The sequence below is a fragment of the Nocardiopsis sp. YSL2 genome, from assembly GCF_030555055.1.
GTDB lineage: Bacteria > Actinomycetota > Actinomycetes > Streptosporangiales > Streptosporangiaceae > Nocardiopsis.
In genome coordinates this window covers 948,540-961,161 of sequence record NZ_JAMOAO010000001.1, presented here as the reverse complement: position 1 = coordinate 961,161, position 12,622 = coordinate 948,540, and the positions used below count along the sequence as shown (strand labels likewise).

Here is a 12,622-nt window from a genome sequence, read left to right as displayed (position 1 = left end):
TGGGAAATGGCACACAAGAAGGGCGCTTCGTCCAGCCGTAACGGTCGTGACTCCAACGCCAAGCGCCTCGGCGTGAAGCGCTTCGGCGGTCAGGCCGTGTCGGCCGGCGAGATCCTGATCCGTCAGCGTGGAACCAAGTTCCACCCCGGCGTGAACGTCGGCCGTGGTGGCGACGACACGCTGTTCGCACTGGTCGCGGGCGAGGTCAAGTTCGCCAACCACCGTGGCCGCAAGGCCGTCAACATCGTTCCGGCCGCCGCCGAGTAGGTTCGCGCACGGACGTTGAAGTGTCGAGGCGGGCCAGGGAACACTGGCCCGCCTCTCGCGTTGTCACTGGGTGACACGCGTGTGAGTGCGGGTGCCGCCGTCGGGCGGGGCCCAGAGCAACCGGGGAGAGCTATGCCTGACTTCGTCGACGAGGCGGTCTTGCACGTCAAGGCCGGGAACGGCGGGCATGGCTGCGCCTCCGTGCACCGTGAGAAGTTCAAACCGCTGGGCGGGCCCGACGGCGGCAACGGCGGCCGGGGCGGCGACGTCGTCCTGGAGGTCGACACCCAGACCGCGACGCTGCTGGAGTACCAGCGGCGCCCGCACCGCAGCGCCCCGAACGGCACACCCGGCCAGGGCGGCCACCGCGCCGGTGCCAACGGCCGGGACCTGGTGCTCACCGTGCCCGACGGCACCGTGGTCACGCGTGCCGACGGCGAGGTCGTCGCCGACCTGGTCGGCCACGGCACCCGCCTGGTGCTGGCCCAGGGCGGTCACGGCGGGCTCGGCAACGCCGCACTGGCCTCCAAGAAGCGCAAGGCCCCGGGATTCGCGCTCAAGGGCGAGGAGGGCGAGGCCTTCGACATCCGCCTGGAGATGAAGACCATCGCCGACGTCGGACTCGTCGGCTTCCCCAGCGCGGGCAAGTCCTCGCTCATCGCCGCGATGTCCGCGGCCCGCCCCAAGATCGCCGACTACCCCTTCACGACCCTCGTGCCCAACCTGGGTGTGGTGGAGGCGGGCTCGGTCCAGTACGTCATCGCCGACGTGCCCGGGCTCATCCCCGGCGCCAGCGACGGCAAGGGCCTGGGTCTGGAGTTCCTGCGCCACATCGAGCGCTGCTCCACCCTGCTGCACGTGCTCGACTGCGCCACCTACGAGCCCGGCCGCGACCCGGTCAGCGACCTGGAGGCCCTGGAGGCCGAGCTGGCCGCCTACGGGGAGAAGGCCGGTATCGACCTGTCGGACCGGCCGCGCCTGGTCGCGCTCAACAAGGTGGACGTCCCCGAGGCCCGTGAGCTCGCCGACCTCGTCACCCCCATGCTGACCGAGCGCGGCTACCGTGTGATGGAGGTCTCCGCGGCTTCCCGCGAGGGCCTGCGCGAACTGTCCTTCGCCTTGGGCGAGCAGGTCGCCGCGGCCCGCAGCGCCGCGCCGGTCGCCGAGCCCACGCGGATCGTGATCCGGCCCAAGATGATCGGTGAGACGCCCTTCCAGGTCGTGCCGCTGGGCGGCAACGCCTTCCAGGTGCGCGGCGACAAGCCCGCCCGCTGGGTGAACCAGACCGACTTCTCCAACGACGAGGCCGTGGGCTACCTGGCCGAGCGCCTCAACCGCCTGGGGATCGAGGAGGAGCTGGCCAAGGCCGGCGCCACCCCGGGCGCCGAGGTGCACATCGGAACGGAGGAGGACTCCGTGGTCTTCGACTGGGACCCGTCCACCGACGCCGAGGTCGTCCCGTCCGGCCCGCGCGGAACCGACGCCCGGCTGGGCTGATCCGCGCGGGGACCGAAGCCGCCACCCAGCCGACCCCTCTCTCAGGCACGCGCGCGGCGCCCGACCCCCGGGCGCCGCGCCACTGGACGGAAAGCCGCAGACGGTGCACAGCGCGAAGATCGAACAGCCCGACACACTGGAGACCGCCGGACGGATGGCGGTGGCGGGCGCACGCCGGATCGTGGTCAAGGTCGGATCGTCGTCCCTGACCACCCCCGACGGCCTCATCGACACGGGGCGGATCCGCGACCTGGTCCAGGTCCTGGCGGACCGGCGCGCCCAGGGACAGGAGGTGATCGTCGTCTCCTCCGGCGCGGTCGCCGCCGGGATGACACCCCTGGGCCTGACACGCCGCCCGCGCGACCTGGCCTCCCAACAGGCCGCGGCGAGCGTCGGCCAGGGCCTGCTCCTGGCCGCCTACACCGCAGAGCTGGCCGAGCGGGGGCTGACCGCCGCCCAGGTCCTGCTCACGGTCGAGGACATGATGCGCCGGGTCCAGCACCGCAACGCCCAGCGCACGCTGCGCCGCCTGCTGGACATCGGCGCCGTGCCGATCGTCAACGAGAACGACACCGTCGCCACCCACGAGCTGCGCTTCGGCGACAACGACCGCCTGGCCGCCCTGGTCGCCCACCTGATGCGCGCCGACGCCCTCGTCCTGCTCTCCGACGTCGACGCCCTCTACGACGGCAACCCCGCCGCGCCCGGGACCAGCGTGGTCCACCTGGTGCGCGGGGCATTGGACCTGGACGGCATCGACATCGGCAGCGCGGGCAAGCGCGGGGTCGGCACCGGCGGAATGGTCACCAAGGTGGACTCGGCGCGCATCGCGACGCAGGCCGGGATCCACACCGTGCTCACCTCCGCCGCCAACGCCCGTGCCGCCCTGACCGGGGATCGCGTGGGCACGCTGTTCGCGCCCGCCGGGGGCCGTCGGCCCTCCGCGCGCCAGCTGTGGCTGGCCCACGCCACCGCGGGCCGGGGCAGCCTCGTCCTGGACCCCGGCGCGGTCACCGCGGTGGTCAAGGAGAAGGCCTCGCTGCTTCCCGCCGGGGTGGTGCGGGTGATGGGCGACTTCAGCGCGGGCGACCCCGTCGACCTGCGCGACGAGCAGGGCACCGTGGTGGCGCGCGGCCTGGTCAACTACGACGCCGCCGAGGTGCCCGACCTGATGGGCCGCTCCACGCGCTGGCTGGCCCGCGAGATGGGCCCCTCCTACGAGCGCGAACTCGTCCACCGCGACGACCTGGTCGTCCTGTAGCGGCGGAGGAACCACTCGGCCCTCACGTGCGGGCCGGTCGGCATCGGGGCGTGCCCCGGATCAGTCCGGGTGTTCCCCCGGCGCGGGGCTCCGGGTACACCCGGAGCCCCGCGCCGGGCGGCGATAGGCTCCGGCCATGGTCGACACGACGCGGCGCGCGGCGGCGCTCCTGGCTCTGCTCCTGTGCGCAGGATGCGCCGTCACGCGTGCCGCGGCGGAGCCCGCACCGCCCCCGGACGGGCCGTTCGACTACCAGCTCGGCGGAGCCTACGAGCCGGCGGCGGACGTGGAGACCGTGGTGCGCGACGCCACCGGGGCGCCGGCCGACGGCCGCTACTCCGTCTGCTACGTCAACGGCTTCCAGACGCAGCCGCAGGAGAGCGCGCGATGGCGGGCCGAGCACCCGGACCTGCTTCTGCGCGACGGCGACGGCGAGCCCGTCGCCGACCCCGGGTGGCCGGACGAGCTACTGCTGGACACCTCGACCGCCGAGGCCAGGGCGGAGATCGCCCGGGTGGTGGGGGAGACCGTCGCCGCCTGCGCCGAGCGCGGCTTCGACGCCGTGGAGTTCGACAACCTGGACTCCCACACCCGCTCCCACGGGCGCCTGACGGCCGACGACAACCTGGCGCTGGCGTCCGTACTCGTCGCCGGAGCCCATGACCTGGGTCTGGCCGCCGCCCAGAAGAACGCCGCCGAACTGACCGGGCGGGCACGGGACGAGGCCGGATTCGACTTCGCGGTCGCCGAGGAGTGCGCGGCCTTCGACGAGTGCCCCGCCTACACCGACGCCTACGACACCGTCCTGGTCATCGAGTACCCCGACACCCTGGACGCCCCGTTCGACCAGGTCTGCGCCGACCCGGACACGCCCGCGACCACGATCCTGCGCGACCGGGACCTGGTGGTGCCCGGCGACCCCGGACACCTGCGCGAGAACTGCTGACCGGGAACCGGATCCGGGGCGGGTCCGTTGATCGGCCATGGACAACGACGACATCGGCCGTATCGACGAGGACGACTCCGCTCCCGGTTGGGAGGCGATCGACGGCGCCCTGGCCGACCTGTACCCGGGCGTGGACCCCAGGCACCTGGCGACCATGCTCCCGTGGGCGCTGGGCGGCCAGGACCCGCTCGACGGGATCAGCGCCTACCCGCGCACCGAACCGCTCCCGCACTGGCACATGGTGGGCTACGGCCTGACCGAGCTGTACAGCAAGGAGTCGGACCACGCCGAGGAGTCCGGCTGGGGCTTCGAGCTGACCTTCCGGCCGGTCCGGGACCCGGACGAGGACGCGCCCCCCATGTGGGCGGCCGCGCTGATGCAGAACCTCGCCCGGTACGTGTGCACCTCGGGGAACCGGTTCGAGCCCGGCCACCGGATGAACGCCAACGGCCCCATCGCGGCCGACCGCGAGGACTCGGCGATGCGCGCGCTGGGCTTCGTCCAGGACCCCGAACTCGGCCCGATCGACACCCCGCACGGCCGGGTGAGCTTCCTGCAGGTGGTCGGGCTGGCCGTGGACGAGTACGAGGCCGCCGGGCAGTGGAGCACCACGGGCGTCCTCGACCTCCTGGAGCCGACCGCCCCTCTGTACGTGACCGACGTCGACCGCCCTTCGCGGATGGTCGACCCCGGGTTCGCCGCCGCCGTTCGCGAGGGGGTGGAGCGCGACGGCTCCACCACCGGCGCGCTGTACGTGGGCAGCGTCTCGTGGGAACTCGACGGCGCCGGCGCCCTGGTCCGGGTCGGGGCCCTCCAGGCCCCCGCCGTCGCCCAGACCCTGCGCGGCCGTCTGCCGTTCGGCCACGGGCTGCTGCTGGAAGCGGACGGCGCCAGCGTGGGCTTCTTGCCGGGCGAGGAGTACGCCGTCCACGACGAGGGCGAGGGCGCCCTGACCGTCGTGGTCCCGCGGGTGGCGCTGGACGAGCTCACGGCGGCCCTGCGGCCCGAGCGCGGTGCCGCCTCGTTCCCCGCGATGCCGGGTCTGCGGCTGGAGGTCGTGCCCACGGCCATCCTCGACGAGTACGGCAAGGAGACGGGGGAGGTCGTGGGCTGACCCGGGAGCCGGCCCCGCCCGACCCGCGGCCGGACCCGGCGCGGACGCGCGATCGGGGGTGCCTGGCCCGTCCCGCGCATCGGACGTGAAAAGGTTCCTCTCAGGACGAGTCAGTTCTCAGGGGGAGGAACGACGCATGTCGAGTCTGGCGATGCGGCTGCTCGCGGCGGGGCTGCGCCGGACGCGCAAGCGTCCGGTGGAGAGCGTGGACGGGGCGCGCAAACGCCTCCACGCGCCCAAGGACGACCCCGCGCCGCCCCTCTGGTTCACGCGTCGCCACCGGGTCGAGCGGCGCGGCGTCGGCGGATTCGACAGCTACACCGTGCTGCCCGCGCACGGGGAGCCCGCCCGGTCGGTGCTCTACGTCCACGGCGGCTCCTACGTCTCCGAGATCTCGCCGTGGCACTGGGTCATGGTCGCCCACATCGTCGACGAGGGCTTCCGGGTGGAGGTCCCGATCTACGGGCTGGCGCCGGAGCACACCCACCGCGAGGCGTTCGGGTTCCTGGTGGCGGTGTACCGCGAGCTGCTGGCCTACACCCCGCCCGAGCGCACGGTGTTCGCCGGCGACTCCGCGGGCGCCGGGCTGGTCCTGGCCCTCACGCAGGGCCTGGAGGAGCAGGGCCTGCCCCGGCCCGCCCGGCTCCTCCTGGTCTCCCCGTGGGTGGACCTGACGATGTCCCACCCGGACATCCCGCTGATCGAGGTCCGTGATCCCTGGCTCAGCCCGGTGTGGCTCAGTGAGGCCGCCCGGGCCTGGGCCGGGGGCGACGACCTCGCCCTGCCCTCCCTGAGCCCGATCAACGGGTCCCTGGCGGACCTGCCGCCCGTGGACCTGTACATCGGCACCGCCGACGTGTTCCACCCCGACACCCGGCGCCTGAACGACCTGATCGCCCTGGCGGGCGGGAACTCGGAACTGTACGAGGAGGAGGGCGCGATCCACGTCTTCCCGCTGGTGCCCTCTCCGGAGGGCCGCAAGGCCCGAGCGAGGATCCTGCGTACGCTCCGGACGGTCTGAGGAGCGGACCGCGCCAGAGAAACGCGGTCGCGCTCCGGACGGGCCCGCCCCGGTCTAGGATGCGTGGCGTGAACCGACCTGTGACGAACGCGGCCGACGCCCATCCCCACCGGGGCGCGGTGCGCGAGATCCCCACCGAAAGTAACGCGACCAGGCTCGTCTACGCCCCCGAACGCGACGGCCTCGCCGACGCGGGCGAGGTCGTGTGGACCTGGGTCCCCTTCGAGGAGGACCCGGACCAGGGCAAGGACCGGCCGATGCTGGTGGTCGGCCGCCGCGCCGCCCGGCTGCACGGCCTGATGCTGTCCTCCCAGAGCCCCGACCACCATGAGCGCGAGGACTGGCTCCCGATCGGCTCCGGTCCCTGGGACCGCGAACGGCGCGACTCGTTCGTTCGCGTGGACCGCCTCTTCGAGTTCGACGAGGACGCCATCCGCCGTGAGGCCGCCGTCATGGACGAGGAGCTGTTCTGGCTGGTCGCCGACGTCCTGCGCAGCAGGTACGGCTGGAAGTGAGCCCGGGTCCGCGCCGCCCGGCGGCGACCGGGCGGCGCGGACCACCCGGGGCGGCCAGACGGCGGACACGGCCGACCCCGGCAGCCCGTCCGAGCGCGCGCTCCAGGGCCTGGTGGGCGCCGGTGTCCACACTGTGGACGGCGCCGCCCACTGACCGGCCCGGCCCGATACGCTGGAAGCGACCACCGGAGCGCCAGTGCGAAGAACCCCGGCCTCCGGGCGCCCCGAGCCCCGTCGCGAGCTCACGAGCGCGTAGAAGACACGGAGAGAACGCCATGAGTGACATCGAGCGCGAGGTCCACGCGGTAGCCGCACGTGCCAAGGACGCGGCGGCCGACCTCGCCCCGCTCAGCAGGGCCGTGAAGGACGCCGCACTGCTGGCCGTCGCCGACAACCTGGTCAAGCGCGCCGACGAGATCACGGCCGCCAACGCCGAGGACGTCGAGCGCGCGCGAGCGGACGGCACCACGCCGGCGATGATCGACCGGCTCACCCTCACCCCGCAGCGCGTCGAGGCCATCGCCGACGCCGTGCGCGAGATCGTCGAGCTCCCGGACCCGGTGGGCGAGTCGGTGCGCGGCGGCGTCCTGCCCAACGGCCTGGACCTGCGCCAGATCCGCGTGCCGCTCGGTGTCATCGGCATCATCTACGAGGGCCGCCCCAACGTCACCGTGGACGCCGCGGCCCTGTGCCTCAAGAGCGGCAACGCGGTCCTGCTGCGCGGCTCCTCCTCCGCCTACGCCTCCAACAGCGCGATCGTGGCGGTCCTACGCGAGGCCCTGGAGGGCAGCGGTGTCCCGGTCGACGCCGTCCAGTTGGTGCCCGGCCGCACCCGCGAGTCCGCCACCGCCCTGATGCGGGCCCGCGGGCTGGTCGACGTCCTCATCCCGCGCGGCGGCAAGACGCTCATCCAGTCGGTCGTGCGCGACTCCACCGTCCCGGTCATCGAGACCGGCGAGGGGCTGTGCCACGTCTACGTGGACGCCGACGCCGACCTGGACAAGGCGGTGGCCATCGCCACCAACGCCAAGGCCCAGCGCTGCTCGGTGTGCAACTCCGCCGAGACCCTCCTGGTCCACGCGGACGTCGCCGACGCCTTCCTGCCGCGGGTCCTGGACTCCCTCGCCGAGGCGGGGGTCACGGTGCACGGGGACGACCGCGTCCGGTCGGTCGCCGCCGCCCACGGCTCCCCGGCGACCGTGGTCGAGGCCACCGAGGAGGACTGGGCCACCGAGTACCTGTCCATGGACCTGGCCGTGCGCGTGGTGCCCACCATCGACGACGCGCTCGCCCACATCCGGCGCTACTCCACCCAGCACACCGAGGCCATCGTCACCGACTCCCTGCAGGCGTCCCGGTACTTCGTGTCGCGGGTGGACTCCGCCGCGGTCATGGTCAACGCCTCCACGCGGTTCACCGACGGCGGCGAGTTCGGCTTCGGCGCGGAGATCGGCATCTCCACGCAGAAGCTGCACGCCCGTGGGCCGATGGGACTCACCGAGATGACCTCCACGAAGTACGTGGTCACGGGTGAGGGCCACCTGAAGTAGCCGCACGCGTGCGCGGCCGCCGACGGCAGTGCGCACGACTCTTCCCGAAGGGGACGTCCGGAGTTCCGGGCGGCCCCTTCCGTGCGTTCGGGCCCCCTCCCGCGCCGGTGCGGCCCCGGCGCGCCTTGGCACCCGGCGCATTCTCGAGTTGGAAACCTGGACGGAAGCGGATATTCGTCCAAAGAGGATTCCCAAAGCGACCATGAGTCGGTAGCTTCGCTCAGGTGTCATGGCGCTCTTCCCGCTCTCGGTCCCCGAGGAGCGCCTGTTCCCCCGCAGTCACGACGAGAGGAACCCCCTCGCATGAAGTTCCGGAAGAAGGCCGCGACCGTGGCCGTGGCGGCGCTCGCCGTCGGCGGATCCACTCTGATGGCCTCCCCGGCCCAGGCCGACCTGGTCACCCTGTGCTCGGGACACGGCGGTGCCGTCACCCTGCCCACGGACCTGGCGGTCCCGGCGGGTGAGAGCTGCTTCCTGGACGGCACGGTCGTCCAGGGCGACGTGATCGTCCGACAGGGCGCCAACCTCCACGTCGTCGGCGGTGAGATCGAGGGCGAGGTGATCGTCCGCAAGAACGGCTACTTCGACGCCTCGGAGAGCTCGGTCGGCGACCGAGTCGTCAACCGCGGTTCGTACGGCACCTACCTGGAGGACAGCTCCGCCGGCGCCGCGCTGCGCACGGTCGCCGTCGACGGGGCCGACAACGACGGCTTCGCCTACGTCGTCGACTCCACCGTCCGCAACATCAACGCCTCCACCGGCACGGTCTACGTGACCGGGTCGCGCATCGGCGGTGCGGTCAAGGCCGAAGGGGTGGAGTTCGCCGACGTCTACGACTCCGCCGTGCGCGGCGACCTCACCGTCACCGGCGCCACCAGCGGTGGCATCCTGTGCGACAGCGAGGTGATCGGCGACGCCGCGTTCACCGGCGGCACCGGCCCCATCGCGGTCGGCGCCGGCGAGGTGGAGGACTTCTGCTCCTCGGTCAACTACGTGGACGGTGACCTGACCGTCAGCGACGTCACCGGCGGCGCCTACGTCGACAACAACATCGTCGGCGGCGACCTGGTCACCTCCGGCAACCAGCCGACCGCCCAGGTCGGCGACGCCAACCGCGTGCGCGGCGAGATCCTCACCGAGGAGGTCGCCCTGCGCGCCCTGGCCGCCGCCGTGACCGAGGAGTTCGCCGAGCACGAGGACGGACTGCAGGACGAGGTCGAGGAAGCGCGCGCCGAGACCATCGACGAGGCGATGGAGGCCGGTCCCGCCTTCTAGGGACACGTAGCACTCCCGGTCCCCACAGCCGGGCGGACACGAACATCGATGCAGCGCCGACGGCCCCACACCGTCGGCGCTGTCGTGTGTCCAGCGGCCGTGCGCGTCAGGGGCGCGGACCTGCGGGCGACGCCGATGGTTCTATGTTGGAACCATGACGACGGTCATGGTCGAGTGATACAGTCCCCACATGGCTGACTCCGTGCGGCGTGTCGTGGTCTCGGGAGGATCCGGCGGTATCGGACGGGCGATCGTGGTCGCGCTCGCCTCCGAGGGGTACGAGGTCGTGGCCCTCGGGCGCGACTCCGCGCGCCTGGCCGCCCTGGAACGGGAGGCCGCCGCCTACGGCCTGTCCGTGCGCACCCAGGTGTGCGACCTGCGCGACGAACAGCAGGTGGTCCCCGTCGCCGAGGGGCTCGAACCGGTGTCGGTCCTGGTCAACAATGCCGGGACCGCGCGGACGGCGCCCCTGCGCGGGACCGGTCTGGATCTGTGGGAGGACCAGATCCGCGTCAACGCGACCTCCGCCTTCCTGCTCACCCGCACCCTGCTCACCGGCATGCTCGAACGCGACCACGGGCGGGTGGTGTTCATCGCCTCCACCGCCGCGCTGGTCGGCGCCCGCTACACGGCCGCCTACACCGCCTCCAAACACGCCATGCTCGGGCTGGCCCGCGCCGTGGCGGCCGAGGTGTCCGGTACCGGTGTCACCAGCAACGCCGTGTGCCCCACGTTCGTCCGCAGTCCCATGACCGACCGCTCGGTGGCCCACATCGTCGAACGCACCGGCCGCGACGCCGAACAGGCCGAGGCCGCCCTGGCCGAGGCCTCCCCCCTGGGCCGCCTCGTCGAACCGGAGGAGGTGGCCGCCGCCGTCTCCTACTTCGTGAGCCCGGCGGCGCGCGCGGTCAACGGTCAGACCCTGACCATCGACGGAGGAGGCGTCCACTCGTGAGCCCGTTCCGGGGATCCGTGCCCCTGACCGACCGCTGGGACCACTTCGAGCTCCACCGCGCCGACGGTGTGGCGACGGTGACCCTCGACCGCCCCGACAAACTCAACGCCCTGACCTTCCAGGCCTACGCCGACCTGCGGGACCTGCTGCTCGAACTCCCGCACCGCGGCGACACCAGGGTCCTGGTCCTGCGGGGGAGGGGGCGCGGGTTCTGCTCCGGCGGCGACGTCGACGAGATCATCGGCGCGACCCTGGAGATGGAGCCCGACGACCTCCTCGCCTTCACCCGGATGACCGGCGAGGTGGTCAAGGCCATGCGCGAGTGCCCGGTCCCGGTGATCGCGGGCGTGCACGGTATCGCGGCCGGAGCCGGGTCCGTCCTCGCCCTGGCCGCCGACTTCCGGGTGGTGGCCCGGTCGGCCCGGTTCGCTTTCCTCTTCACCAAGGTGGGGCTCTCCGGCGCCGACATGGGCGCCGCCTACCTGCTGCCGCGCGTGGTCGGGCTCGGCCACGCCACCAGGCTGCTCATGCTCGGCGACACCATCGGCGCCGAGGAGGCCGACCGCTGCGGACTGGTGAGCGAACTCGTCGACGACGACGCGCTGGACTCCGCGGTCGCCGCCCTGGCCGAGCGCCTGTCGGGCGGACCCGCGTTCGGCTACGCCCAGACCAAGGCCCTGCTCTCCCGCGAACTGGACATGAACCTGTCCGGCTCGATCGAGCTGGAGGCCATGACCCAGGCACTGCTGATGAAGAGCGCCGACTACGCCGAGTTCCACGCCGCCTTCACCGGCAAGCGCCGACCCGAATGGAAGGGACGCTGATGGAACAGGAACCGAACACCTTCCCGCCGGACGACCTTCCGCCGAACCCCATGCTGCCGACACCGCACACCCTCATCAACCCGCCCGAACTCGGGCCTCCGGTCGGCTTCTCCCACGCCGTCGTGACGGCGCCGGGGACGACGGTCCACCTGGCCGGTCAGATCGCCTCGGGGGTGGACGGGCGCCTGGACGCGGAAGGGCTCACCGCCCAGTTCGACCTGGCACTGGCCAACGTGGTCACCGCGGTGCGGGCCGCGGGCGCCGCACCCGAGCACCTCGTGAACCTGACCGTCTACACGACCGACGTTCCCGGCTACCGGGCCGCCGCCAGGGAGATCGGCCGGGTCTACCGCCGCCACCTGGGACGGCACTACCCGGCGATGGCCCTGTTCGGGGTCACGGAACTGTACGACCCCGACGCCCTGGTCGAGCTCGTCGGTCTGGCCGTCATCCCCGACTGACCACCGAGCGCACGTGCGCCAGGCCCGGTTCGCGCAGCCGGGCGTGCAGGTCGAAGAACACCCGGGAGGCCCGGCTGCCCGCCCACGGTCCGGGCAGCAGCTCGGGTGGCAGACCCGGGTCGAGGAAGGGCATCCGCCGCCAGGCGTCGACGGTCCGCAGATGGTCGGCGAAGGCCGCCGCGCGCGGGTCGGTCGCCCCGCTGGGGACGGTGCGCCCCGCGGGTCCGGTGCGGCGCCAGGAGCCCAGCACGGGCTCGTGCTCGGACAGGAAATCCTGGTACATCGCCTGGAGGGCGGGCAGGTCCCACCAGCGGGCCACCGCCTCGCTCAGGTCCCGGAAACCCAGGTGGGTGGCCTGGAACAGCTCCGCGTAGCCGTCCAGGCCGAGATCGCGCAGGGCCTGGCGGGCCTGCTCGGTCATGTGCGCGGGCGCGATCCACACCCCGGCGGCGGTCGTGCCGAACCCGAGCCTGGTCAGACGGGCGCGCAGCGCGTGGCGGCGCCGGCGCTCGGACTCGGGGACGGAGAACACCACGAGCACCCAGCCGTCGTCGACCCTGGCCACCCGGTGGCCGAAGATGCGGCTGTCGCCCTCGGCGAGGATGCGCCGCCCCTCGTCGGAGAGCCGGTATCCGGCCACGCCGCCGAGGCGCTCGGGGGCCAGCAGTCCGCGTCGTTTGAGCCGGGAGACGGCCGACCGGACCGAGGGCGCGTCCACGCCGAGTTCGGCCATGAGCGCGATGAGGTCGGCGACGCTGATCCATCCGCCGATGTCGCGGGCGTAGGTGCCGAAGAAGGAGACGATCAGCGAGCGCGGGCGGCGGTTGACTCGCTCGGGGTCCCCGGCCGGGGTCGGGGGTGCCTGTTCGCTGTTTGACGTCACGGGCACACGATAGCGCGGCCTGTCGGCGGTCCCACTGGTACGTCGGGCGCCGG

13 protein-coding genes are annotated in these 12,622 nt (G+C 72.9%); 12 read left to right on the top strand and 1 reads right to left on the bottom strand.

Translation table 11 applies throughout. The features are described from left to right. The first annotated feature begins 6 nt into the window (after window positions 1-6). The 12 genes from rpmA to M1P99_RS04095 all read left to right on the top strand — a co-directional run bounded on the left by rpmA (window position 7) and on the right by M1P99_RS04095 (window position 11,686). Complete coding sequence (gene rpmA / locus M1P99_RS04150) at window positions 7-267, top strand: 50S ribosomal protein L27 (RefSeq protein WP_053618626.1); 261 nt, start codon at window positions 7-9, stop codon at window positions 265-267. Between the two features lie 132 nt (window positions 268-399). Further along, window positions 400-1,764 (top strand): GTPase ObgE, encoded by a 1,365-nt coding sequence (gene obgE, locus M1P99_RS04145; protein WP_304451345.1) that lies wholly within the window; start codon window positions 400-402, stop codon window positions 1,762-1,764. A gap of 103 nt (window positions 1,765-1,867) precedes the next feature. Continuing rightward, window positions 1,868-3,025 (top strand): glutamate 5-kinase, encoded by a 1,158-nt coding sequence (gene proB / locus M1P99_RS04140; protein ID WP_304451344.1) that lies wholly within the window; start codon window positions 1,868-1,870, stop codon window positions 3,023-3,025. Between the two features lie 136 nt (window positions 3,026-3,161). Then, window positions 3,162-3,971, top strand: coding sequence for an endo alpha-1,4 polygalactosaminidase (locus M1P99_RS04135; RefSeq protein ID WP_304451343.1), 810 nt, complete (start codon window positions 3,162-3,164; stop codon window positions 3,969-3,971). A 37-nt stretch (window positions 3,972-4,008) separates the two neighbouring features. Further along, complete coding sequence (locus M1P99_RS04130) at window positions 4,009-5,085, top strand: suppressor of fused domain protein (protein WP_304451342.1); 1,077 nt, start codon at window positions 4,009-4,011, stop codon at window positions 5,083-5,085. A gap of 136 nt (window positions 5,086-5,221) precedes the next feature. Beyond that, window positions 5,222-6,106, top strand: a complete 885-nt coding sequence (locus M1P99_RS04125) for an alpha/beta hydrolase fold domain-containing protein (protein WP_304451341.1) — start codon at window positions 5,222-5,224, stop codon at window positions 6,104-6,106. Between the two features lie 68 nt (window positions 6,107-6,174). Then, on the top strand, window positions 6,175-6,621 hold the full coding sequence (locus M1P99_RS04120; RefSeq protein WP_304451340.1) for a type II toxin-antitoxin system PemK/MazF family toxin: 447 nt from the start codon (window positions 6,175-6,177) through the stop codon (window positions 6,619-6,621). 275 nt (window positions 6,622-6,896) lie between these two features. Then, a complete protein-coding gene (locus tag M1P99_RS04115) occupies window positions 6,897-8,171 on the top strand; it encodes a glutamate-5-semialdehyde dehydrogenase (RefSeq protein WP_304451339.1) in 1,275 nt (424 codons plus the stop codon). Window positions 8,172-8,474: 303 nt separating this feature from the next. Beyond that, complete coding sequence (locus tag M1P99_RS04110) at window positions 8,475-9,446, top strand: hypothetical protein (protein WP_304451338.1); 972 nt, start codon at window positions 8,475-8,477, stop codon at window positions 9,444-9,446. Window positions 9,447-9,636: 190 nt separating this feature from the next. Next, the gene (locus tag M1P99_RS04105; protein WP_304451337.1) at window positions 9,637-10,401 is read left to right on the top strand and encodes an SDR family NAD(P)-dependent oxidoreductase; all 765 of its coding nucleotides are present in this window, start codon (window positions 9,637-9,639) and stop codon (window positions 10,399-10,401) included. Next, window positions 10,398-11,225 carry an enoyl-CoA hydratase family protein gene (locus M1P99_RS04100; RefSeq protein WP_304451336.1) on the top strand — a complete coding sequence of 276 codons (828 nt, stop codon included), beginning with the start codon at window positions 10,398-10,400 and terminating at the stop codon, window positions 11,223-11,225. The genes M1P99_RS04105 and M1P99_RS04100 overlap by 4 nt, the downstream gene beginning before the upstream one ends. Further along, entirely contained in the window at window positions 11,225-11,686 is a 462-nt protein-coding gene (locus M1P99_RS04095; protein ID WP_304451335.1) for a RidA family protein, read from the top strand. The genes M1P99_RS04100 and M1P99_RS04095 overlap by 1 nt, the downstream gene beginning before the upstream one ends. Here the strand turns inward: M1P99_RS04095 and M1P99_RS04090 are convergent. Beyond that, window positions 11,673-12,569, bottom strand: coding sequence for a PaaX family transcriptional regulator C-terminal domain-containing protein (locus tag M1P99_RS04090; RefSeq protein WP_304451334.1), 897 nt, complete (start codon window positions 12,567-12,569; stop codon window positions 11,673-11,675). The genes M1P99_RS04095 and M1P99_RS04090 overlap by 14 nt on opposite strands. Window positions 12,570-12,622: the final 53 nt, after the last annotated feature.